At 67.3% G+C, this 23,075-nt stretch carries 21 protein-coding genes; 15 read left to right on the forward strand and 6 right to left on the reverse strand.

The genetic code is table 11. The features are described from left to right. The first annotated feature begins 116 nt into the window (after nucleotides 1-116). Genes LJF27_RS03910 through LJF27_RS03930 form a run of 5 tightly spaced genes read left to right on the forward strand, consistent with a single transcriptional unit; the run spans nucleotide 117 to nucleotide 4,406 of the window. On the forward strand, nucleotides 117-707 hold the full coding sequence (locus LJF27_RS03910) for a GNAT family N-acetyltransferase (RefSeq protein WP_003110394.1): 591 nt from the start codon (nucleotides 117-119) through the stop codon (nucleotides 705-707). Between the two features lie 26 nt (nucleotides 708-733). After that, complete coding sequence (locus tag LJF27_RS03915; protein WP_023117163.1) at nucleotides 734-1,312, forward strand: GNAT family N-acetyltransferase; 579 nt, start codon at nucleotides 734-736, stop codon at nucleotides 1,310-1,312. Nucleotides 1,313-1,314: 2 nt separating this feature from the next. Next, nucleotides 1,315-2,910, forward strand: a complete 1,596-nt coding sequence (locus tag LJF27_RS03920; protein ID WP_017148441.1) for a SagB/ThcOx family dehydrogenase — start codon at nucleotides 1,315-1,317, stop codon at nucleotides 2,908-2,910. A 33-nt stretch (nucleotides 2,911-2,943) separates the two neighbouring features. Next, nucleotides 2,944-3,813 (forward strand): acyl-CoA thioesterase II, encoded by an 870-nt coding sequence (tesB, locus tag LJF27_RS03925; protein ID WP_003093084.1) that lies wholly within the window; start codon nucleotides 2,944-2,946, stop codon nucleotides 3,811-3,813. Continuing rightward, complete coding sequence (locus LJF27_RS03930) at nucleotides 3,810-4,406, forward strand: HAD family hydrolase (protein ID WP_003107576.1); 597 nt, start codon at nucleotides 3,810-3,812, stop codon at nucleotides 4,404-4,406. Before tesB ends, LJF27_RS03930 begins: the two co-directional genes overlap by 4 nt. Nucleotides 4,407-4,530: 124 nt before the next feature. Here the strand turns inward: LJF27_RS03930 and LJF27_RS03935 are convergent, their stop codons facing one another. Further along, nucleotides 4,531-4,857 (reverse strand): HU family DNA-binding protein, encoded by a 327-nt coding sequence (locus tag LJF27_RS03935; RefSeq protein WP_223198316.1) that lies wholly within the window; start codon nucleotides 4,855-4,857, stop codon nucleotides 4,531-4,533. 324 nt (nucleotides 4,858-5,181) lie between these two features. Between LJF27_RS03935 and LJF27_RS03940 the strand changes: the two genes are divergently transcribed. The 6 genes from LJF27_RS03940 (at nucleotide 5,182) to LJF27_RS03965 (ending at nucleotide 12,124) form a co-directional block, all read left to right on the forward strand. Further along, nucleotides 5,182-6,102 carry an acyl-CoA dehydrogenase family protein gene (locus LJF27_RS03940; protein WP_003132609.1) on the forward strand — a complete coding sequence of 307 codons (921 nt, stop codon included), beginning with the start codon at nucleotides 5,182-5,184 and terminating at the stop codon, nucleotides 6,100-6,102. 205 nt (nucleotides 6,103-6,307) lie between these two features. Then, a complete protein-coding gene (gene tauA, locus LJF27_RS03945) occupies nucleotides 6,308-7,321 on the forward strand; it encodes a taurine ABC transporter substrate-binding protein (RefSeq protein ID WP_023117161.1) in 1,014 nt (337 codons plus the stop codon). A gap of 64 nt (nucleotides 7,322-7,385) precedes the next feature. After that, the gene (locus LJF27_RS03950; protein ID WP_003093072.1) at nucleotides 7,386-8,177 is read left to right on the forward strand and encodes a taurine ABC transporter ATP-binding protein; all 792 of its coding nucleotides are present in this window, start codon (nucleotides 7,386-7,388) and stop codon (nucleotides 8,175-8,177) included. Further along, entirely contained in the window at nucleotides 8,167-8,985 is an 819-nt protein-coding gene (locus tag LJF27_RS03955; protein WP_003114312.1) for an ABC transporter permease subunit, read from the forward strand. The genes LJF27_RS03950 and LJF27_RS03955 overlap by 11 nt, the downstream gene beginning before the upstream one ends. Nucleotides 8,986-9,091: 106 nt before the next feature. Beyond that, nucleotides 9,092-9,925, forward strand: a complete 834-nt coding sequence (gene tauD / locus LJF27_RS03960; RefSeq protein WP_023117160.1) for a taurine dioxygenase — start codon at nucleotides 9,092-9,094, stop codon at nucleotides 9,923-9,925. Between the two features lie 162 nt (nucleotides 9,926-10,087). Beyond that, entirely contained in the window at nucleotides 10,088-12,124 is a 2,037-nt protein-coding gene (locus tag LJF27_RS03965; RefSeq protein WP_003114310.1) for an OPT family oligopeptide transporter, read from the forward strand. A 107-nt stretch (nucleotides 12,125-12,231) separates the two neighbouring features. Here the strand turns inward: LJF27_RS03965 and betT are convergent, their stop codons facing one another. The 3 genes from betT to LJF27_RS03980 form a co-directional block, all read right to left on the reverse strand. Then, the gene (gene betT / locus LJF27_RS03970) at nucleotides 12,232-14,193 is read right to left on the reverse strand and encodes a choline BCCT transporter BetT (RefSeq protein WP_016852485.1); all 1,962 of its coding nucleotides are present in this window, start codon (nucleotides 14,191-14,193) and stop codon (nucleotides 12,232-12,234) included. 189 nt (nucleotides 14,194-14,382) lie between these two features. After that, nucleotides 14,383-15,357: a sigma 54-interacting transcriptional regulator gene (locus LJF27_RS03975; protein WP_023117159.1), complete on the reverse strand. Its 975-nt coding sequence runs from the start codon at nucleotides 15,355-15,357 to the stop codon at nucleotides 14,383-14,385. A gap of 174 nt (nucleotides 15,358-15,531) precedes the next feature. After that, nucleotides 15,532-16,311, reverse strand: coding sequence for a MetQ/NlpA family ABC transporter substrate-binding protein (locus tag LJF27_RS03980; RefSeq protein ID WP_003118275.1), 780 nt, complete (start codon nucleotides 16,309-16,311; stop codon nucleotides 15,532-15,534). 437 nt (nucleotides 16,312-16,748) lie between these two features. Between LJF27_RS03980 and cioA the strand changes: the two genes are divergently transcribed. From cioA to LJF27_RS03995, 3 genes are read left to right on the forward strand one after another with little or no spacing between them, the layout of a single operon-like run. Beyond that, the gene (gene cioA, locus LJF27_RS03985) at nucleotides 16,749-18,215 is read left to right on the forward strand and encodes a cyanide-insensitive cytochrome bd quinol oxidase subunit I (protein WP_003103027.1); all 1,467 of its coding nucleotides are present in this window, start codon (nucleotides 16,749-16,751) and stop codon (nucleotides 18,213-18,215) included. Nucleotides 18,216-18,218: 3 nt separating this feature from the next. Beyond that, a complete protein-coding gene (cioB, locus tag LJF27_RS03990; RefSeq protein ID WP_003093053.1) occupies nucleotides 18,219-19,226 on the forward strand; it encodes a cyanide-insensitive cytochrome bd quinol oxidase subunit II in 1,008 nt (335 codons plus the stop codon). Nucleotides 19,227-19,239: 13 nt separating this feature from the next. Continuing rightward, nucleotides 19,240-19,410 (forward strand): DUF2474 domain-containing protein, encoded by a 171-nt coding sequence (locus LJF27_RS03995; protein WP_003103026.1) that lies wholly within the window; start codon nucleotides 19,240-19,242, stop codon nucleotides 19,408-19,410. 280 nt (nucleotides 19,411-19,690) lie between these two features. On the opposite strand, the gene LJF27_RS04000 is transcribed toward LJF27_RS03995, so the two are convergent. Then, nucleotides 19,691-20,479 carry an AraC family transcriptional regulator gene (locus LJF27_RS04000; RefSeq protein WP_004345774.1) on the reverse strand — a complete coding sequence of 263 codons (789 nt, stop codon included), beginning with the start codon at nucleotides 20,477-20,479 and terminating at the stop codon, nucleotides 19,691-19,693. A 101-nt stretch (nucleotides 20,480-20,580) separates the two neighbouring features. Here LJF27_RS04000 and LJF27_RS04005 point away from each other — a divergent pair, with 101 nt between their 5' ends. Continuing rightward, nucleotides 20,581-21,762, forward strand: coding sequence for an MFS transporter (locus LJF27_RS04005; protein ID WP_003093049.1), 1,182 nt, complete (start codon nucleotides 20,581-20,583; stop codon nucleotides 21,760-21,762). A gap of 56 nt (nucleotides 21,763-21,818) precedes the next feature. On the opposite strand, the gene LJF27_RS04010 is transcribed toward LJF27_RS04005, so the two are convergent. Continuing rightward, nucleotides 21,819-22,994 carry an acetyl-CoA C-acyltransferase gene (locus LJF27_RS04010; protein WP_003118278.1) on the reverse strand — a complete coding sequence of 392 codons (1,176 nt, stop codon included), beginning with the start codon at nucleotides 22,992-22,994 and terminating at the stop codon, nucleotides 21,819-21,821. Nucleotides 22,995-23,075: the final 81 nt, after the last annotated feature.

Below are 23,075 nucleotides of genomic sequence, written 5' to 3' on the forward strand. Positions count from 1 at the left end.
GTAGCCTTTTCCGCGAAGCCTGACCAAAGATCGGAATACCGCCCTCGCGGGCACCCCAGCCGATTCCTGCGGTCAGATAGTCCTTCTGGAGTGCGTTGAACGAAAGGAACCAAGCGATGGCCGACCTGACCAGCCTGAGCATCGAGCATCTGCGCTCGCCACGGCTGTATACCCACCGTCTGATCCTGCGGCCCTGGCTGGTGCAGGACCGAGCCAGGTTCGCCGAGCTGAATGCCGACCCGCGGGTGATGGAGTTCTTTCCGTCCTGCCTGGATCGCGCCCAGAGCGACGCGTTGCTGCGCCGCATCGACGCGCACTTCGCCGAGCACGGTTTTGGCTGGTGGGCGCTGCAGGTCAAGGGCGGCGATCCTTTCATCGGCTACGTGGGGCTGGAGGTCGTGGACTTCGATGCGCCCTTCGTACCCGCGGTGGCCATCGGCTGGCGTCTCGCCGCCGAGCATTGGGCGGAGGGCTTCGCCCACGAGGCGGCCGAGGCGGCGCTGAGCTACGCCTTCGATACCCTTGGCCTGGACCAGGTGGTGGCTTTCACCGTACCGGCCAACGAGAACTCCCTGGGACTGATGGAGCGCCTGGGGATGCATCGCGATCCCACCGACGACTTCGAGCATCCCGACCTGCCCCCCGGCCACCGCTTGCGGCATCATGTGCTGTACCGGTTGACGCGCGAGGACTGGCTTCGCAGATGAGTCGGCCGTTTCCGAAAAGGCCTCCCATGAACGCGAACCTTCCCCCTCCCGCCATTTCCGAACTGCATGGCCCGCGCCTGCTGCTGCGCGCCTGGCGCGACAGCGACCGCGAGGCGTTCGCCGAGATGTGCGCCGATCCGCAGGTAATGGAGTTCTTCCCCAGTGTGCTCGACCGCGCGCAGAGCGACGCCTTGGTCGATCGCGTCCAGGCGCATTTTGCCGAGCGTGGCTACGGGCCCTGGGCCCTGGAGCTACCGGGCGAGGCGGCGTTCATCGGATTCACCGGCCTGTTCGACGTGACCATGGACGTGCACTTCGCCCCGACCGTGGAGATCGGCTGGCGCCTGGCGCCCGCCTACTGGGGCCGTGGATTCGCCCGCGAAGCGGCGGAAACCGCCTTGGACTTCGCCTTCGAGCGGCTGCGCCTGCCCGAGGTGGTGGCCTTCACCACGCCGCCCAACCGCCGCTCCTGGGGCTTGATGGAGCGCCTGGGCATGCGTCGCGATCCGGCCGAGGATTTCGACCACCCACTCCTGGCAGCGGATCACCCGATGCGCCGGCATATCCTCTATCGCGTCGACGCGGCCCGCTGGGCGGAGCGGTGAACATGGGCGACGGCGGCGGCGAGGTGCTCTCCTACCATCGCCTCAGCATGCATCGCCCGGAGCGCTACGCTCCCGGTCCCGGCGGACTGGACTGGGCGACCCAGCCGGCGCCGTTCCGCCAGTACCGGGGCTGCCGGCAAGTCGAACTGCTGCATCGGCCGCTGGAGGAGTCGCCACCCTACGACGGGGTGTTTTCCGGGCCGGCGGCCGCGCCCTCCCGGCTCGATCGCCGCAGCCTCTCGCAGATGCTCTACGACGGATTGGCGCTGTCGGCCTGGAAGGAGGCCGGCGGCACTCGCTGGGCGCTACGGGTCAATCCGTCGAGCGGCAACCTGCATCCCACCGAAGCCTACCTGCTGCTTCCCGGCGGTACCCTGGAGCCGGCGCCACTGCTCGCCCACTACCGTCCCGACAAACATGCCCTGGAGGTGCGCGGCGAACTGCCGGCGCCGCTGGCTTCGCTGCTGGATGACTGCTTGCCGGCCGGCGGCTGCCTCCTGGCATTGACCAGCGTGCCCTGGCGCGAGGCCTGGAAATACGGTGAGCGAGCCTATCGCTACTGCCAGCATGACCTCGGCCACGCGCTGGCCTGCCTCTCGATCGCCGCGGCGATCCAGGGCTGGGAGATGCGCCTGCTGCGCGGCGTCGCCGAAAGCGCACTGGACGGCCTGTTCGGCCTTGACCGGGACGGCTTCGCCGAGTGCGAGAGCGTCGACGCACTGTTCTGGATCGGGCCGGCGCTCACGCAGGAGCCTTCCCTTTCGCCGCGCCTGTGCGAAGGGCTGGCGGCCCTGCCATTGGCCGGCGCACCGAACCGGCTGTCGCGGGAGTACCGGGACTGGCCGGAGTTGCAGCGGATACATGGGCTATGCCGGGCGCCGCGCCTGCCGGCACGCCCGTGGAGGGTCGCACCGGGCGAGCCCGGCAACGACAACCCCGGCCTGCCGCTGCGACCGCTGCTGCATCGGCGGCGTAGCGCGCAGCGCATGGACGGGCGCGCCGGCATCGATGTCGAACTGCTGCGGGCCTGGCTGCGCAGGCTGCTGCCGGAGCGCTCGCCGGTGCCTTTCGCGGTCACCGGCGAGGCCGCGCGGGTCGATCTGCTGCTGTTCGTCCATCGCGTCCGGGGCCTGGTGCCGGGGTTGTACTGGCTGGACCGCAGCGGCCTGCGGCGGCCGCCGATGCGCGAGGACTTCCTCTGGCAGCACGTCGATCCGGAGTTGCCGCTGTACCTGTTGCAGGAAGGCGATGCACGCGCGCTGTCGGCGTATCTCTCCTGCCAGCAGGACATCGCCGGCGACGGCTGCGTCGCGCTCGCCATGCTCGCCCATCTCGGCGCGGCGCTCGAAGAAGGTCCCTGGTGCTATCCGCGGCTGTACTGGGAATGCGGGCAGGTCGGCCAGTTGCTCTACCTCGAGGCGGAGGCCGCCGGGCTGTCTGGGACGGGTATCGGCTGCTACTACGACCCCCTGGTGCATGAGCTGCTTGGACTAACGGATGAGTCCATGGCCAGTCTCTACCATTTCACCCTCGGCCGCGCGGTGTGGGACACTCGTCTTTGCAACATGCCCGCGTACCCGGCCATGCGCCGCGACTAGCCCGTCGACAGCCCGAATTCGAGGAAACACCCCATGACCCAGATACTGGACAACCTGGTGGCTTTGCTGAGCCTGGAACCCATCGAGGAGAACCTGTTCCGGGGCATGAGCCAGGATCTCGGCTTCCGCCAGCTCTATGGCGGCCAGGTCCTGGGGCAGGCGCTGTCGGCGGCCAGCCAGACGGTGGAGGACGATCGCCACGTACACTCCATGCACGGCTACTTCCTGCGTCCCGGCGACGCCAGCATGCCGGTGGTGTACCAGGTGGACCGGGTGCGCGACGGCGGCAGCTTCAGCACCCGCCGGGTCACCGCGATCCAGAAAGGCCAGCCGATCTTCACCCTGAGCAGCTCCTTCCAGTACGACGAGGAAGGTTTCCACCACCAGATCGAGATGCCCGAGGTGGTTGGCCCGGATAATCTGCCTTCGGAACTGGAGCTGACCCGCCAGCGCGCCGAGCGGATTCCCGAGCGCATCCGCGACAAGCTGCTGTATCCGAAGCCCATCGAGATTCGTCCGGTCACCCAGCACGACCCCTACGACCCGCAGCCCGACGAACCGGTGAAGTACCTCTGGTTCCGTGCCGACGGCAAGCTGCCGGACGTCCCGGCGCTGCACAAGTACCTGCTGGCCTACGCCTCGGATTTCGGTTTCCTTACCACCTCGATGCAGCCCCATGCCGTTTCGGTGTGGCAGAAGACCATGCAGGTCGCCAGCCTCGACCACGCCCTGTGGTTCCACCGCGACCTGCGCGCGGACGAGTGGCTGCTCTACGCCATCGACAGCCCCTGGGCCGGCAACGCACGCGGTTTCGTGCGCGGCAGCATCTTCAACCAGAGCGGCCAGCTGGTCGCCTCGTCGAGCCAGGAAGGCCTGATCCGCAAGCGTGAGGACTGGGCGTGAGGCTGGCCGACATCCGCCACTGGGTGTTCGACATGGACGGCACCCTGACCCGGGCCGTGCACGACTTCCCGGCGATCCGCCGAGCGCTGGACATCCCCGAGCAGGACGACATCCTGCTGCACCTCGCCGCCCTGCCCGAGGCCGAGGCGGCGGCCAAGCACGCCTGGCTGCTCGAACACGAGCGCGCCCTGGCCGAGGCCGCGCGGCCGGCGCCGGGCGCACTGGAACTGGTGCGCGAGTTGCAGCGGCGCGGCGTGCGCCTGGGCATCCTGACCCGCAACGACCACCAGTTGGCGCTGATCACCCTCGAAGCGATCGGCCTGGGCGGCTGCTTCCCCACCGAGCACATCCTCGGGCGCGGCGAGGCGCGGCCCAAGCCGGACCCTGATGGCTTGCTGCGCATCGCCCGACGCTGGAACGTGACGCCGGCGGAGCTGGTGATGGTCGGCGACTACCGTTTCGACCTCGACTGCGGACGCGCCGCGGGTAGTCGCACGGTGCTGGTCAACCTGCCGGAAAACCCCTGGCCGGAGCTGGCCGACTGGCACGCTGCCGATTGCCATGCGTTGCTCGAGCAACTGCAAACGCCGTAGGAATATCCGGCGGAAAACCTCGAGGGCGGCAGCGCCAGCGGCTCCCCCGAAAACGAAAAAAGCGCAGGAGGCCAGGCTCCTGCGCTTTTTTCCTGCGCATCCGTGCGGGATGCGGCGGCCGTTATCAGCCGTTGATCGCGTCGGTCAGCGCCTTGGCCGGAACGAACTTGGCTACACGCTTGGCAGCGATCTCGATCGCCTTGCCGGTCTGCGGGTTGCGGCCGGTGCGCGCGGGACGCTCGGAGACCTTCAGCTTGCCGATACCCGGCAGGGTGATTTCGCCATCGTTCTCCAGGGCGTCCTTGACGATCTCGGCGAGCTGGTCGAGCGCGCTGCGAACGGTGGTCTTCTGCGCGTCGATGGCTTCGGCGATGTCCTGGATCAGTTGGTCTTTGGTCAGTGCCATGGTGGTGTAGCTCCTTGGTAAAAGACTGCGCGAGGGGCCTCGCACAGAAACGGGCGTGATTTTAAACAGCTTGGCGCGAATAAGGTTCCCTTTTCTCCGCTTATTTGTTTCCTCGCACGACGCGCATGACAGAGCCGTTACAGAGGTTTTCGCGGCTGTCCGGAATGATGCCGGCGTCGGTTGCCCGACGCATCCTCATGGTTCTGCCAGGGGCGCATGCCTCCGGTTCTTAGTTAAGGATTATTGGTTATTTATAGGTTAGGGTTTCATCCATTAGGGTTATAAGCAGGACATCCCGTCCCTTTCCATCACCGGAGCCTGCTTACCTCGCGCCAACGCCTGGCCCTCGCTCCCCGTTCGAGGTGCCGCATGAGCGAAGCCCGGCTCCACTCGCCAGACCCCAGGACACCGCGACCCATGGCCGGTTGGGCGGCAAGCCTGCGCGACAGTGGACTGCTGGCGCTGGCAGTGCCGCGCGTGTTCGCCGGCATGGAGCGGGACTGGGGGGAAATCTTCGCTGGCGTCCGCCACCTGGCCGAGCAGGAACTCGAGCTGGCACGGCGCCTGGCCCTGCATCATCTGCAGATCGCTTCCATTCGCCTGCTGGGTAGTCCTGAACAGCAGCGCCGCCTGTTGCCGGCCAGCGTCGAGCGTCGCTGGCTGTGGAGCGAGGCGGTCGATCTGCGGCGCGCCCAGCCCGAAGCGCAGGAGCACTGGCGGGGCGGTTTCCTGGTGGGTGGGCGGGGTAGCGATTGCTTCGCCGTGGAAGACGTGGATCGCTTGCTGATCTCAGCCTGGCACGCGCCCTCCCGCGCTCACCTGATCGCTGTCGCCGAAACGGGGCGGGCAGGCATCGACATCTCCGGCCTCGCCGATGGCTCGGGGCTGTTCTTGCCCGCCGGGCAGCGGCTGCATTACCAGCGGCTGCGGCTGCATCCCGAGGACATCCTGGTGCCGCCCGGCCTGCCGCCGACCCCGTGCGGGCAACTGCGCGAAGGCTTGACCCGATTGGCCCAGGCCAACCTCGACCTGGGCCAGGCTGCGCGGGTGCCGGGCGAGGTGGCGGGGCAGGGAGAGGCGCCGCGTCTCCTCGCCCTCGCGCTGCGTCTTGTCGAACTGGCGGCGGAGTCCTTCCAGGCGGCATTCGCCCGCGGCGGCGCGCTGACATTCCGCGAAAGCGCGGCGGCGTCGCTGCTGGCGAGCGAGGCGGAGGCGGTGGCCCGCGCCGGGCTGCTCGCCTGCCTGCGCCGACAGGCCCTGGAAGCCCGTCTGCTGGGCGCGGCCCTGTAGGGACGGGGGGCATGGAGCAAGGGCGGAAGGGCATCCGGGTGCGCGTTCGCGCTCATAAACTAATTCCAAAATATTATTTATATCGCTTTTTTTATATCTGTAATCTGCATCGCACCGGACCACCGGACTCGCTGTCGCCACCCATTGCCCGTCCCTGGTCCGTTCTCCTCCGGAGCGCGGCACCGTTGCCTCCGAGGTTCGCCCGATGAAACGCCCGAATTCCCTGCACCGCCTGGTGGCAGCCCTGGCCTTTGCCAGCCTTTCCGTCGCCGCCCAGGCCGCCGACATCACGGTCGGCTACCAGACCGGCATCGACCCGACCAAGGTGCTCCAGGCCGATGGCCTGTACGAGAAAGCCATCGGCGAGAAGATCGACTGGCGCCGCTTCAACAGCGGTCCGGAAGTGATCGCCGCGCTCGCCTCCGGCGACCTGCAACTCGGCAACATCGGGTCCAGCCCGCTGGCAGCGGCGACCTCGCGCAAGCTGCCGATCGTCGCCTTCATCGTTTCCGCGCAGATCAACGCCGCCGAGGCGCTGGTGGTGCGCAATGGAAGCGGGATCGGGAAACCCGAGGACCTGGTCGGCAAGACCATCGCTACCCCGTTCGTTTCAACCTCCCACTACAGCCTGCTCGGCGCCCTCAAGCACTGGCAGATCGATCCGTCCAAGGTGAAGATCGTCAACCTCAACCCGGCCGAGATCGCCGCCGCCTGGCGTCGCGGCGACATCGACGGGGCCTTCGTCTGGTCGCCGGCGCTGGGCGAGATCAAGAAAAGTGGCAAGGTCCTCACCGACGCCGCCGAAGTCGGCCAGTGGGGTGCGCCGACCTTCGAGGTGTGGGTGGCGCGCAAGGACTTCGCCGAGAAGCATCCTGAAATCGTCGCCCGCTTCGCCCGCGTCAGCCTCGATTCCTTCGCCGACTACAACGCGCACAAGGCCGAATGGACCGCCGACTCCGAGCCGGTGAAGAAGATCGCCCGGCTGACCGGCGCCGATCCCAGGGACGTCCCCGAACTGCTGGCCGGCTCGACCTTCCCGGAAAGCCAGGCGCAACTGTCCGCCGACCTGCTCGGCGGCGGCACCGCCAAGGCTATCGCCGGCACTGCCGAATTCCTCAAGGAACAGAAGCGCGTGCCGGCCGTCCTCGGCGACTACTCGCCCTACGTCAGCGCCGACTTCGTGCGCCAGGCGGAGCAGGTCCAGGTCGGCCAGCGCTGAATTCCGCGCCTCCGCTCCGGCCTGTCGGAGCGGAGGCTTTCTTACCCTACGGAGGGCAGAACACATGAGCCGTCTGACGGCCGAGGCGATCAGCCTCTCATTCGAACAGCGCGGCCAGCGCCGCGCCATCCTCCGCGATCTCAGCCTGGGCCTGGCCAAGGGCGAGTCGCTGGTGGTGCTGGGTCCTTCGGGCTGCGGCAAGTCGACACTGCTGAACATCCTCGCCGGTTTCCAGACGCCGGACCAGGGACGCGTGCAGATCGACGGCCGGACACTCGAAGGGCCTGGCGGCGAGCGCGGCGTGGTATTCCAGGACGACGCCCTGATGCCCTGGCTCAACGCCCTCGACAACGTCGCCCTGGGCCTGCGCATCCGTGGCCTGGGCAAGGCCGAGCGCACCGCGCGGGCGCGCCAGGTCCTGCAACTGGTGGGCCTCCAGGAGTACGCCGAGCAGTCCGTCGCCCAGCTCTCCGGCGGCCAGCGGCAACGCCTCGGGCTGGCACGCGCGCTGGCGGTCGAGCCGGACTTCCTGCTGCTCGACGAGCCGTTCGGCGCGCTCGACGCGCTGACCCGCGAGCGCATGCAGGTGCTCCTGCTGGACCTGTGGAAGCAGACCGGCAAGGGCCTCTTCCTGATCACCCACAGCGTCGACGAAGCCCTGTTCCTGGCTACCGACCTGGTGGTGATGGACGGCCCGCCGGCGCGCATCGTCAAGCGCCTGCCGGTGGACTTCGCGCGGCGTTACGCCGCCGGCGAAACGGTGCGTTCGATCAAGGCTGATCCCGAGTTCGGCCGTTTGCGCCAGGCGTTGCTGGACGAATTCCTCGATGTCGCGGAGGCCGAACATGCCCACTGATACCCTCGGACTCGCCGTTGCCAATCCTGTCCCGCGCAAGCGCCGTCTGCCCGGCGACCGTCGGCGCTGGGCCGCCGGTGCCAGCGTGCTGGCCCTGGCCCTGCTGTGGTGGGCGGCGACCCGTTTCGGCTGGGTCGACGTGCTGTTCCTGCCGGCGCCCGAACAGCTCTTCGAAGCCCTGCAACGGCTATGGCAGGAGGGCTACCTCGATGCCAGCCTGCTGCAACACGTCGGCACCAGCCTGCTGCGGGTGCTCCTGGCGCTCGGCGCGGCGGTGCTGACGGCGATCCCGCTGGGCGTGCTGATGGGCCTCAATCCCTTGGCCGGAGCGGCCCTCGATCCGCTGGTGGAGTTCTACCGGCCGATCCCGCCGTTGGCCTACCTGCCGTTGATCGTCATCTGGTTCGGCATCGGCGAGCTGAGCAAGGTGCTGCTGATCTACCTGGCGCTGTTCGCGCCGCTGCTGATCGCTACCGCCGCCGGCGTGCGTCGCGTAGACCGATCGCGGGTGCAGGCGGTGCGCTGCCTGGGGGCCAGCCGCTGGCAGGTGGTGCGCTACGTGATCCTGCCGAGTGCCTTGCCGGAGGTCCTCACCGGCCTGCGCATCGCCCTCGGCGTCGGCTGGTCGACCCTGGTCGCCGCCGAGCTGATCGCGGCCAACCGAGGCCTCGGCTTCATGGTCCAGTCCGCCGCGCAATTCCTCGCCACCGACGTGGTGGTGGTCGGCATCCTGCTGATCGCCGCCATCGCCCTGGCCTTCGAACTGGGGCTGCGCTGGGTCCAGCGGCGCTTCGCCGCCTGGGGTTGAGCGCGAGAGTCCCGAGTCATTTCCGAACCGGCCTTCACTCACGCGGCGAAGGCCGGAGCGAGGGCGCGCAGGGCGCGCCCGCAACCTGCCCGACGAGTAGCACGACATGAGCCTGACCATCCAACCCATCAGCCCGGCCCTGGGCGCCATCGTTTCCGGCATCGACCTCGGCGCGCCGCTGGACGACACCGGCCAGCGGGCCATCGAGCAGGCCCTGCTCGAACACCAGGTGCTGTTCTTCCGCGACCAGCCGCTGGAACCCAGGAGCCAGGCGCGCTTCGCCGCCCGCTTCGGCGACCTGCACATCCATCCGATCTACCCCAGCGTGCCGGAGCAGCCGGAGGTCATCGTCCTCGACACCGCGGTCACCGACGTGCGCGACAATGCCATCTGGCACACCGACGTGACCTTCCTCGAGACCCCGGCGCTGGGAGCCGTGCTCGCCGCCAAGCAATTGCCGCCGTACGGCGGCGACACCCTCTGGGCGAGCAGCACGGCGGCCTACGAGGCGCTGTCGGCGCCGCTGCGGCGTCTGCTGGACGGCCTCACGGCGACCCACGACATCGGCAAGTCCTTCCCCCGCGAGCGCTTCGGCGTCACGGAGGCCGACCTGGCGCGCCTGGAGGAGGCCCGCCTGAAGAATCCGCCGCGCTCGCATCCGGTGGTGCGCACCCATCCGGTCACCGGGCGCAAGGGCCTGTTCGTCAGCGATGGCTTCACCACCCGCATCAACGAACTGGAGCCGGCCGAGAGCGATGCGCTGCTGAAGTTCCTCTTCGCCCATGCCACGCGACCTGAATTCACCGTGCGCTGGCGCTGGCAGGAAAACGACGTGGCGTTCTGGGACAACCGCGTGACGCAGCACTACGCGGTGGACGATTACCGGCCACAGCGGCGGGTCATGCATCGCGCCACCATCCTCGGCGACAAGCCCTTCTGACGACGCCGCGCGCGGGCTTCCTCCGGCGGCCCGCGCCGGCAACTGTCCGTTCCGCCAGCTTTTGCTCTCGAAAAGGTCGCCTCTGCGACATTCGCTGTCGTGTCCCGGCGTGCCGCTCTCGCCTAAGCTTGGCGGGTCCAATTGTTTCGAGAGTTTTCATCCATGCAAGAACGCATCCCGGATGAGCTGACCCTGCCAGAGCTCACCCTGCGTGGCCTGATCCTCGGTGCGCTGATCACCGTGGTCTTCACCGCCTCCAACGTCTACCTCGGTCTGAAGGTCGGCCTGACCTTCGCCTCGTCGATCCCGGCGGCGGTGATCTCGATGGCCGTCCTGCGCTACTTCTCCGGCGCCAACATCCTCGAGAACAACATGGTGCAGACCCAGGCCTCGGCGGCCGGCACTCTGTCCTCGATCATCTTCATCCTTCCCGGCCTGCTGATGATCGGCTACTGGAGTGGCTTCCCGTTCTGGCAGACCGCGGCGATCTGCTCCATCGGCGGCATTCTCGGGGTGCTCTATACCATTCCGCTGCGCCGGGTGATGGTGGTGCAGAGCGAACTGCCGTATCCGGAAGGGGTGGCGGCGGCGGAAATCCTCCGGGTCGGCAGCGACGGCGCCGAGGACGAGGAAGACGCCCGCGCGCCGCGTGCCGCCGGTAACGCGCCGGGGCTCTACGACATCCTCGGCGGCGGCCTGGTGGCGGCGCTGTTCAGCCTCTGGAGCAGCGGCTTCAAGGTTCTCGCCGAAGGCTTCAGCGTCTGGCTCAGTGCCGGGCAGGCGGCGTTCCGCCTTTCCACCGGTTTTTCCCTGGCGCTGGTCGGTGCCGGCTACCTGATGGGCATCACCGCCGGCATCGCGATCCTCATCGGCGTGGTGATCTCCTGGGGCGTCGCGGTGCCGCTGCTGACCGTCAACAGCGTGCCGGCCGACGGCCAGAGCCTGTCGGACCTGGCCACCCAACTGTGGAGTTCGCAGGTGCGCTTCCTCGGCGCCGGCACCATCGGCGTGGCCGCGCTGTGGACCCTGGCGACCCTGTTCAAGCCGATGGTGCGGGGCGTCTGGGCCTCCCTCGGGGCAGTGCGCGGCAATAGCCAGGCGAACAGCCTGCGCACCGAGCTGGACATGCCGGCCAAGTGGATCCTGCTGATCGCCGGGATACTGCTGGTCTCGCTGTTCGTGGTCTTCAGCCACTTCCTCGGTGCCGCCGCGCCGGACATGGCCAGCCCGCAGTTCTGGAGTCTGGTGGCGGTATGCGTGGTGTTCGCCTTCTTCTTCGGCTTCCTGATCGCCGCCGCCTGCGGCTACATGGCCGGCCTGGTCGGTTCGTCGAGCAGTCCGATCTCGGGGATCGGAATCATCGCGGTCATCCTGGTGTCGTTGCTGATACTCGGCTTCGGCAGCATCGAGGGCGGCCTGCTGGACCGCCAGAACGGCAAGCTGGCGATCGCCCTGGCGCTGTTTACCACCTCGGTGGTGCTGGCCATCGCGGCGATCTCCAACGACAACCTGCAGGACCTCAAGACCGGCTACCTGGTCGGCGCCACGCCCTGGCGCCAGCAGGTCGCGCTGATCGTCGGCTGCATCGTCGGCGCGCTGGTGATCCCCCCGGTGCTGGAACTGCTCTACAGCGCCTACGGCTTCACCGGGGCCCTGCCGCGCGAGGGAATGGACCCCGGCCAGGCCCTGGCCGCGCCGCAGGCGACCCTGATGACGGCGATCGCCAGCGGGATTTTCCACGACGCGCTGAACTGGAACATGATCCTCATCGGCGTCGCCCTGGGCATCGCCCTGATCCTCGTCGACCTGCTCCTGCGCCGTACCGGCAAGGCCTGCCTGCCGGTGCTGGCGGTGGGCCTGGGGATCTACCTGCCGCCGACCATCGGCATGACCCTGGTGGTCGGTGCGCTGATTTCCTGGCTGCTGGAAAATGCCCTGAAGAAGCGTGCGGCGGCGGCCGGGGTCGACGAAGAGGCTTATGCCGAAGAGCCGAAGCGACGCGGCGTGCTGCTGGCTTCGGGGCTGATCGTCGGCGAGAGCCTGATGGGCATCCTGCTCGCCGGGGTGATCGGCGCCACCGGCGAGGACGCGCCGCTGGCGCTGGCCGGCGCCGGCTTCGCGGGCATCGCCCAGTGGCTGGGACTGGTGGTATTCGTCGCGATCTGCGTGCTGTTCTACCGGCGAGTGCTGGCGCGCTGAGGGATTCGCAGCTGCACGGGGATGGGATGTTGCCGCTAGCGTCATTCCCCGCGGTCAGGGACGGAGGATGAGGGAAGGGGCGCCCTGCGCGCCCCCTTTTCCTGCGCTCAACGCACCAGGTGCAGGAACTGCAGGTGCCGCTCGTACTGGTCGAGCATGTCGTTGATGATCTGCTCCTTGGTGTAGCCCATCAGATCGTAGTCCTGGCTACCTTCGGCGAGATGCACCTCGGCACGGAAGTAGCGGCGATTCTTCAGGTGCAGGCCGCCCATGCCGGCACGCGCGAAGGACGGCGTGAAGTAGCCGCGCATCAGCACCTGGTAGAGGAACCGATGCTGCTCGCCATGACCGATCTCCAGGCTCAGCGAGGCGTTGCCCGGGTCGAGCTGGGCGTCCACCGCCAGGCCCTTCTCGCGGAACACCTCGGAAACCTCGCTGATCGCCGGGCGCACCACGTCGTTCATGAAGCGGTACACCTCGTCCCGCGAGGGGAAGTGCACGGCCTGCGACAGGCGTCGCTTCCAGCCGCCGGAGCGCTTGCCGTTGCCGCTCATCAGCGGCGCCAGGGAGTGGCTCCGCGCCCGCTGGCGCTGCGACTCCATGTAGAAGGCCTTGTGCAGGCCCCACATCATCAATAGCAGGATCAGCGAGAAGGGCAGGGATGTCAGCACCACCGCCGACTTCAGCGCGTCGATGCTGCCGGCGAACAGCAGCCCGCCGGTGACCAGCGCGGTGACCGAGCCCCAGAACACCCGCAGCCACTTCGGCCCGTCGTCGTCGGCGCTGCCGCCGTGGGCGGAGAGGGTGGAGAGGACCACGGTGCCGGAGTCCGCCGAGGTGACGAAGAAGACGAAGCTGACCAGCACCGTGACGGTGATCACCGCGCGGCTCCAGGGGTAGTTCTGGAGCATCTGGTAGAGGGCCATCGACGGCTGCTCGATGGCCACCCGGCCGAGTTCGCTGGCGCCGCCGAGGGCCTGCTCCAGGGCGCTGTTGCCGAAGATCGACATCCACGCCAGGGTGAAGCCGAGCGGGATGAACAGCACGCCGAAGACGAATTCGCGGATCGTCCGGCCGCGCGAGATGCGCGCGATGAACAGGCCGACGAAGGGCGCCCAGGCGATCCACCAGGCCCAGTAGAACACCGTCCACGAGCCCAGCCAGTCGCTGGGGCCGCCGTAGGCGTAGAGGTCGAAGCTCTTGCCCGGCAGGTGGCCGAGGTAGTCGCCGACGTTCTGCACCAGGGTGTTGAGCAGGTGCTGGGTCGGACCGGCGAACAGCACGAACAGCAACAGGCTGCAAGCCAGCAGCATGTTGATGTCGGAGAGGATGCGGATGCCCTTGTCGACCCCGGAGACCGCCACCGAGATCGCCGCGCCCATCATCAGCACGATGAGCACCATCTGCACCGCATGGGTATGCGGTATGGCGTACAGGTAGTCCAGCCCGGAATTGAGCTGGAGCACGCCGAAGCCCATGTCGGCGCCGAGGCCGAACACCGTGGCGATGATGCCGAAGCAGTCCACCGTGTAGCCGATCGGCCCGTTGATACGCTTGCCGATCAACGGGTAGAGCGCCGAACGCAGGGCCAGCGGCAGGTTGTGGCGGTAGGCGAAGTAGGCCAGCGCCATCGCCACCAGGGCGAATACGCCCCAGCCGTGCAGGCCCCAGTGCAGGAACAGCAGTTCCATGGCCTGCCGCGCGGCTTCCTGGGTACCGGCCTCGCCTTGCGGCGGCTGGAGGAAGTGGGTCAGCGGTTCGGATACGCAGAAGAAGAACAGGGTGATGCTGATGCCGGCGGCGAACAGCATGCCGGCCCAGGACAGGTAGCTGAATTCCGGCTCGTCGTGGTCGGCACCGAGCTTGATCTTGCCGTAGCCGGAAAGCGCGGTGACCACCACGAAGATCAGGTACAGCGTCATCGCCAGCAGGTAGTACCAGCCGACGGTCTGCGAGGCCCAGGTCTGCGCGGCCAGCAGCCATTCGCCGGCGCGCTGGGGGAAGCCGATGACCACTGCGGCGAACAGCAGGATCAGGATCGCCGCACCGTAGAACACCGGGGGATTCATGCGGATGGGCGTGGGGGTGGAGGGGGTGGCGGAGGGCGATTGTGCGTCAGTCAAAACAGGCTGGTCTCCTCGTCCTTAATTTGATCAAGCGTTCAATATAAACACGATCAAGGGCCCGGGAGCCAATCCTTCGGACGTATGGAAGCCTTCGGCGCCGCGCTTTTCCCGCACGTTCGCCGAAGGATTCCTTCAGTTCGCCGCCAGTCCCAAGCGCCGCCTTCCCGCCTCCTCGTCGCCGCCTGCCTGCTCGGTGGCCAGTTGCAGGAGCAGGGCCTGTATCTGCTCCAGCGACGGCGCTCCGGCTTGGCCGAGCAGGCGCCGCAGACCGGCCAGCGATGGGTCTGGCGTTGCCCCGCCAAAATTCAGATGCTGCGGCAGGATTTCTTCCTTGTCGCTGACCAGCAGGGCGAAGTGGACGACGTTTTCCAGCTCGCGGATGTTGCCTGGCCAGGGATAGCTCTCGAGGATCCGCTGGGTTTCCACGCCGATGGTCGGCACCGGCAGGTCCAGGCGCTGGGCATAGACGCCGACGAAGTATTCCGCCAGCGGCAGGATGTCTCCCGGACGTTCGCGCAATGGCGGCAGGCTCAGGCGGCCGTCGTGCAGGTATTGTTGCAAGCCGGCCAGGAACTTGCCGGCGCGCACCGCCTGGTCCAGGTCGACGCTGGTGGCGGTGACCAGGCGCACGTCATGGGGAATCGGCTGCTGCGCGCCGACCCGCAGCACCTCGCGTTCCTCCAGCGTCTGTAGCAGCCTGGCCTGCAGCGTCAGCGGCAGGTCGGCGATCTCGTCCAGGTACAGGGTGCCGCCATTGGCCGAACCGAACCAGCCGGCGCGGCTGCCGACCGGGCCGTTATGGGCGCCGGGAGCGTAGCCGAACAGCTCGGCTTCGGCATGGTTGCGACTGAGGGCGCTGCAACTGACCGCAACGAACAGACCGGCGCGTTCGCTGTGGCGGTGGATCTGCCGGGCGAGCAGCTCCTTGCCGGTGCCGGTCTCGCCTTCGATCAGCACCGGCTGGCCCTGTGGCGCGAGGCGCTCGAGTTCTTCGCGGACCCGGTGCGAGCGTGGGTCGAAGAACACCAGGGCCTTGGCGCGGATGCTCAGCGGACTGCGGTCGGCGTCGGGGAAGGTCAGCGGCGCGGGGCGTGGTTTCTCGCTCATGGGTAACTCCTTGACGGCACGGGGCGCCTCCAGCGCCTGCGCCGCGACGACGGCCGGAACGGCTGCGGGCGGGGGCCGTTGCGGAAAAAGAAACGCCGGTGCAAGCCATGCGACACCGGCGTGAACAAGGGGCGCTGCAACGGCGCCCAGCGTGGGAGTCGGGATGGGCTGGGGTCAGAAGGCCGGGACCACCGCGCCGGCATATTTCTTCTCGATGAAGGCTTTCACTTCCGGGCTGGTCAGCGCGGCGGAAAGCTTCTTCAGGGCGTCGCTGTCCTTGTTGTCCGGACGCGCCACCAGGTAGTTCACATAGGGCGAGTCGCGGTCTTCCAGGACCAGCGCGTCCTTGGCCGGGTTGAGCTTGGCCTCCAGCGCGTAGTTGGTGTTGATCAGGTCCAGGTCGACCTGGTCCAGCACGCGCGGCAACAGGGCCGATTCGAGTTCCTTGAATTTCAGGTTCTTCGGGTTCTCGGCGATGTCCTTGGGCGTGGCCAGGGCGTTGTTCGGATCCTTCAACTTGAGCAGGCCGGCCTTCTGCAACAGCAGCAGGGCGCGCCCGCTGTTGCTGCCTTCGTTGGGGATGGCGACGGTGGCGCCGTCGGGCAGCTCGGCCAGCGACTTGTATTTCCTCGAATAACCACCGAAGGGCTCGACGTGTACGCCGACCACGGTGACCAGGTTGGTGCCCTTGCCTTTGTTGAAGTTCTCCAGGTACGGCAGGGTCTGGAAGTAGTTGGCGTCCAGGCGCTTCTCGGCGACCTGCACGTTGGGCTGCACGTAGTCGGTGAACACCTTGATCTGCAGGTCGACGCCTTCCTTCGCCAGGGTCGGCTTGATCAGCTCGAGGATTTCCGCGTGGGGGATCGGCGTGGCGGCGACGAGGAGCTTTTCCGCTGCGTTGGCGGAAACGCTGATGACGGAGGCCAGGGCAGTCAGCAGGAGCAGTTTTTTCATTCTTCGATCCTTGTAGGGCGATGTCCGCCGCTGCGTTCAGGGCGGTGAAGGAGGGGCGCCAACACGCGAGGGGCGGCTTGAAGGGGAGAGTAGCGACTCTTTTTATTCCATAAAAATATTATTTGTTTATTTTTATATTCTATTAATGAATATGAGAGAGCTGAGGCAATTTGTCTCGCGACAACCGACCACAGCAGGACGGTCTAGGCTAACGGGTAAGATTTTCGTACCGAATTGCTCTGCATCAAGGCGGGCGGTCCGGGAATCTGCTTGCGACCCTTCCCGCATTCCTGCCATCCAGGGCTGCGGTCGCTTTCCAATGACAAGAACGATAGCTGAAGGATGTGTTCCAAAACCTTGCGTAGCGTTGCGCGTGAGGAAGCACGGCCGAATCCGCACGTAAGCCGGAAGGGCCGAGAACCTGAAGAGGAGTTGCCATGTTCGGATTGGAGGCTATCGACCTTGCCCGCATCCAGTTCGCGTTCACCGTGTCCTTCCACATCATCTTCCCGGCGATCACCATCGGGTTGGCCAGCTACCTGGCCGTACTGGAAGGCCTCTGGCTGAAAACGAACGAAGAGGTCTACCGCGACCTCTATCATTTCTGGTCGAAGATTTTCGCGGTCAACTTCGGCATGGGCGTGGTGTCCGGGCTGGTCATGGCGTACCAGTTCGGCACCAACTGGAGCCATTTCTCCGACTTCGCCGGGTCCATCACCGGTCCGCTGCTGACCTACGAGGTGCTCACCGCGTTCTTCCTCGAGGCCGGTTTCCTCGGCGTCATGCTGTTCGGCTGGAACCGCGTGGGACCGGGCCTGCATTTCTTCGCCACGGTGATGGTGGCGATCGGCACGCTGATCTCGACGTTCTGGATCCTCGCTTCCAACAGCTGGATGCAGACCCCGCAGGGTTTCGAGATCGTCGACGGCCGGGTGATCCCGGTGGACTGGCTGGCGGTGATCTTCAACCCGTCGTTCCCCTACCGCCTGCTGCACATGTCGGTCGCCGCGTTCCTCGCCACCGCCTTCTTCGTCGGCGCCTCGGCCGCCTGGCACCTGCTGCGCGGGCGCGACAACCCGGCGATCCGCAAGATGCTCTCGATGGCCATGTGGATGGCGCTGATCGTCGCCCCGGTACAGGCGCTGATCGGCGACGCCCATGGCCTCAATACCCTGGAGCACCAGCCGGCGAAGATCGCCGCGATGGAAGGCCACTGGGACAACAGCAGCGGCGAGCCGACCCCGCTGATCCTGTTCGGCTGGCCGGACATGCAGCGCGAGGAAACCCGCTTCAAGGTGGAGATCCCGGTGCTCGGCAGCCTGATCCTCAAGCACAGCCTGACCGAGCCGATCCCGGCGCTGAAGGACTTCCCGCCGGAAGACCGGCCGAACTCCACCGTGGTGTTCTGGTCGTTCCGGATCATGGCCGGCCTCGGCATGCTGATGATCCTGGTCGGCGTCTGGAGCCTGTGGCTGCGCTGGCGCGGCCAGGACAAGCTGTTCAACTCGAAGGCCTTCCTGCGCCTGACCCTGCTGATGGGACCGTCCGGCCTGATCGCGATCCTCGCCGGCTGGTTCACCACCGAGATGGGCCGCCAGCCCTGGGTGGTCTACGGACTGATGCGCACCGCCGACGCCTCCTCGGCGCAGAGCGTGACGCAGATGAGCCTGACCCTGCTGACCTTCGTGGTGGTGTACTTCTCGCTGTTCGGCGTCGGTATCGGCTACATGATGCGCCTGGTGCGCAAGGGCCCGGTCACCCATGAGGGACGCGAGACCAACCCGGGAGGCGCCGGGCAGAAGCGCACGCCGGCACGGCCGTTGTCGGCCGCCGGCGAAGGTTTCGACGAAGAGCACGACGGCCACGCGCAAGCGGCCGACCGCGACCAGGACAAGAGGAACTGAGACATGGGTATCGATCTTCCCCTCATCTGGGCGGTCATCATCATCTTCGGCATCATGATGTACGTGGTGATGGACGGCTTCGACCTGGGCATCGGCATGCTCTATCCGTTCTTCAAGGACAGCGGCGACCGCGATGTGATGATGAACACCGTGGCGCCGGTCTGGGACGGCAACGAGACCTGGCTGGTGCTGGGCGGCGCGGCGTTGTTCGGGGCCTTCCCGCTGGCCTACGCGGTGGTCCTGTCGGCGCTCTACCTGCCGTTGATCTTCATGCTCGTCGGGCTGATCTTCCGCGGCGTCGCCTTCGAGTTCCGCTTCAAGGCCAAGCCGGCCAAGCAGCACATCTGGGACAAGGCGTTCATCGGCGGTTCGCTGGTGGCGACCTTCTTCCAGGGCGTGGCGCTGGGCGCCTTCATCGAAGGCATCCCGGTGGAGAACCGCAGCTTCGCCGGCGGTTCGCTGGACTGGATCGCGCCGTTCCCGCTGTTCTGCGGCCTGGCCCTGATCGTCGCCTACACCCTGCTCGGCTGCACCTGGCTGATCATGAAGACCGAAGGCCGCCTGCAGGAGCGCATGCACGACCTGGCGCGCCCGCTGGCGTTGGTGCTGCTGGCGATCATCGGGGTGGTCAGCCTGTGGACGCCGCTGGCCCATGCCGAGATCGCCGCACGCTGGTTCAGCCTGCCGAACCTGTTCTGGTTCCTGCCGGTGCCGATCCTGGTCCTGGTGACCTTCTATGCGCTGCTGCGCTCGGTGGCCAACAACGACCACGTGAAGCCGTTCGTGCTCACCCTGGTGTTGATCTTCCTCGGCTACAGCGGCCTGGGGATCAGCCTGTGGCCGAACATCATCCCGCCGGCGGTGAGCATCTGGGAGGCCTCGGCGCCGCCGCAGAGCCAGGGCTTCATGCTGGTCGGCGCGCTGTTCATCATTCCCTTCATCCTCGGCTACACCGCCTGGAGCTACTACGTGTTCCGCGGCAAGGTGAAGCACGGCGATGGCTATCACTGAGGAGGCGCCGCATATGGTCCGTACGCCGAGTCATCCCGAACGAGATAGCGCGGCCAAGCCAGCGCTCTGGCGACGCCTGGCCTGGCTGGCGGGTATCTGGACCGCCAGCGTGCTGGCCCTGGGCGTCGCCGCCTGGCTGATGCGCCTGTTCATGAGCGCGGCGGGGCTGGGCGTCCCGCACTGATCGACGATCCCATCCGGGCGCTCCGGCGCCCTTTTCCGAGAGCCCTCCGCTGGAGGGCTTCTTTTTGTCCGCCGATCCGCCAGTGCTCGGTGTTGCGCCGTAGGGCGTCAATCCTCGCGTTCCCGCCTTGCACCATCCAGGCCGGTTCGGCGGATAACCGCGCTGCGGTTATGCGCCCTACGGGAGCGGCGGATGCGCCCTACTGAAGCCTTGGTAGGGCGAATAACGCCGCAGGCGTTATCCGCCGATTCGCCATTGCTTGGCGTTGCGCCGTGGGGCATCAGTCCTCGCGGCCCCTGACCCGTGCCAGTTGCTCCAGTCGCCCCAGGTAGTCGCGCGGGGTTTCGCCGAGCAGGCGGCGGAACATGCTGCTGAAGGCCCGCGTACTGCCGTAGCCGAGGTCGCGGGCGACCACCTGCACGCTGTCGCCGGCCAGCAGGCGCGGCAGGGCTTCGGTCAGGCGCAGTTGCTGGCGCCACTCATGGAAGCTCATCTGCAGTTCCTGGGCGAACAGCCGCGCCAGGGTGCGCGAGCTGGCGCCGACCCGCAGGCCCCAGTCATCGAGGGTCAGCCCCAGTTCCGGCTGTTTCAGCAATGCCTGGCAGATCGCCTGCAAGCGGCGGTCGCGGGGCATCGGCAGGTACAGCGGCATCCGTTCGAGGTTGGCGATCTCGCTGAGGATCAGCCCTTGCAGGCGCTGACGGAAGTCGTCCAGGCGCGGCTGGCTCTCGAGGTGGATGGCGCGCAGGATCATTTCCCGCAGCAGCGGCGTCACCGCCAGTACGCAACAGTCGCTTAGCGGTGTCGGCGTTTCGGGTTGCTCGATGAACAGGGTGCGCATGTGCACCTCGCCGGACATGAATATCTCGTGCTCCACCCGGGGCGGAATCCATACCGCGCGGGTCGGCGGGATCACCCAGGCGCCGTGGTGGGTGGCCAGGCGCATCAGGCCGCGAGCGGCGTAGAGGAACTGCGCCTGCGGGTGGAAATGCCGCCCCAGGTGATGGCCGTCGGGGAAGTCGAGGGAGATGGCGGCCAGCAGGCCGTCCGGGCGGTGCTCGATCAGCATGTCCGTTTCGATGACCTCGCTGTCCTGTCTGCGCTTTTCGGTCAACCTATCATGCCCGGGTCATGACGCCCATTCCTCACCGACCATTCAGACCGCACGCCATGAACCGACCTCGAACCGTTATCCGCTTCATCAACGCCGCGCATGTCATCGACCACATGTTCATGCTGATCTTCCCCGCCGCCGTGCTCGGCATGGCCGGCAGCTTCGACCTCGACTACGCCGGTCTGATCGGCCTGTCGCTGGGCGGTTTCATCGCCTTCGGCGCCTGTTCGCTGCCGGCCGGCTGGCTGGGCGATACCTGGAGCCGGCGGCGGATGATGCTGTTGTTCTTCTTCGGTATCGGCGCCGCCGCACTGCTCACCGGGCTGGCCGGCAGCGTACCGATGCTGGTGACCGGGCTGACCCTGATCGGGGTATTCGCCGCGATCTACCACCCGGTCGGCACCGCGATGCTGGTGGCACACGCGGAGAACCGCGGCCGCGAGATCGGCATCAACGGCATGTGGGGTAACCTCGGGGTCGCCTTCGCCGCGCTGCTTACCGGCTTTCTCACCGCGCACTTCGGTTGGCGTGCGGCGTTCATCCTGCCCGGCGGGGTGGCCATCCTGCTCGGCATCGGCTTTTTCTTCTGCGTGCGCGAGGAGCCATCGCCGCACCTGTCGGCCAAGGCCGCGGCGCGTGGCGAGGACAGCGAGGGCCTGTCGATGCGCCGGGTGTTCGGCGTGCTGGCGCTGGTCACCGCCACCGGCGGGGTGGTGTTCAACGCCAGCACCGTGACCTACCCGAAGCTGTTCCAGGAGCGCCTGAGCGACTTGCTGGCGTCGCCGCAGACCCTCGGCGTGGTGGTCAGCCTGGCCTATGCCTTCGGCGCGGTGGCGCAACTGATCATGGGGCGCCTGATCGATCGCCTGAACCTGAAGTTGCCGTTCGTCTTCCTCACCTTCTGCCAGGTGCCGCTGCTGCTGGCCCTGGCCTACGGCCACGGCAGCGCAGTGGTGCTGTTCGGCGCGCTGTTCATGTTCGCGGTGTTCGGCCAGGTGACGGTGAACGATGCGATGGTCGCCCACTTCGTCGCGCCGCAGTGGCAGGCGCGGGTCTTCGCCCTGCGCTATTTCCTGTCGTTCGGCGCCAGCGCGGCGGCGATCCCGATGATTGCCTACCTGGAACCACGGCAGGGGCTGCTGGGGTTGTACCTGGTACTGGCGGGCTTCGCCGCGCTGACCTTCGCCGCGGCGCTGGTGTTTCCGCGTCCGGCGCGCAGCGCCGCGGTGGGCACCTGAGGAAGAGGGCGCCCGGACAGCGCGAGCCGGCCGGGCGCCGATGGCTCAACGCCGTATCAGAGCAGTTCGAGCGCCACGGCGGTGGCTTCGCCGCCGCCGATGCACAGCGAGGCGACGCCGCGCTTGCCGCCTTTCTGGCGCAGGGCGTTGATCAGGGTGAGGATGATCCGCGAGCCGGTGGAGCCGACCGGATGGCCCTGGGCGCAGGCGCCGCCATAGACATTGACCTTGGCATGATCGAGGCCGTGTTCGCGCATGGCGAGCATGGTGACCATGGCGAAGGCTTCGTTGATCTCGAACAGGTCGACGTCGTCCTTGCTCCAGCCGGTCCTGGCGAACAGGTTGGTCATCGCGCCGATCGGCGCCAGGGTGAACTCGCTCGGGTCCTGGCTCTGGGTGGCATGGCCGACGATTCGCGCCAGCGGCTTCAGGCCACGGCGCTGGGCTTCCTCGGCGGTCATCAGGACCAGCGCGGAGGCGCCGTCGGAGATCGAGCTGGCATTGGCGGCGGTGATGGTACCGTCCTTGCGGAACGCCGGCCTGAGGCTCGGGATCTTCTCCAGGTTGGCGGTCAGCGGTTGCTCGTCGTCCTTCACCACGCTCTCGCCCTTGCGGCTGGTGACGGTGACCGGGACGATTTCCGCCGCCAGCGAGCCATCGGCGATGGCGGCCTGGGCGCGCTTGAGCGATTCGATGGCATAGGCGTCCATCTCCTCGCGGGTCACGCCGTACTTGTCGGCGGTCTCCTGGGCGAACGAACCCATCAAACGGCCGGTACGGGCGTCCTCCAGGCCGTCGAGGAACATGTGGTCCTTGATCTCGCCGTGGCCCATGCGCAGGCCGCTGCGGGCTTTCTCCAGGACATAGGGCGCGTTGGACATGCTTTCCATGCCACCGGCGACCATCACCTGGTTGGTGCCAGCCTTGAGCAGGTCGTGGGCCAGCATCACCGCCTTCATCCCCGAGCCGCACAGCTTGTTGATGGTGGTGCAGCCGGTGGCGGCGGGCAGGCCGGCCGCCAGCGCGGCCTGGCGGGCCGGGCCCTGCTTCAGGCCGGCGGGCAGGACGCAACCCATGATCACTTCCTGTACGTCCTCGGCGGCGATGCCGGCGCGCTGCACCGCTTCGCGGATCACGACGGCACCCAGGTCGACCGCGGAAACGCCGGCCAGGCTGCCCTGGAAGCCGCCCATGGGAGTACGGGCGCCGGCGACGATGACGATATCGGACATGGAACGTTACCTCTTGTTCTGGATAGGGTCTGAACGATTCAGTGGGCGGATTCTATCTTGTGACCGGGAGGCTCCGAAAGG

Source organism: Pseudomonas sp. 203-8 (assembly GCF_020708595.1).
GTDB classification, from domain to species: Bacteria; Pseudomonadota; Gammaproteobacteria; order Pseudomonadales; family Pseudomonadaceae; genus Pseudomonas; species Pseudomonas aeruginosa.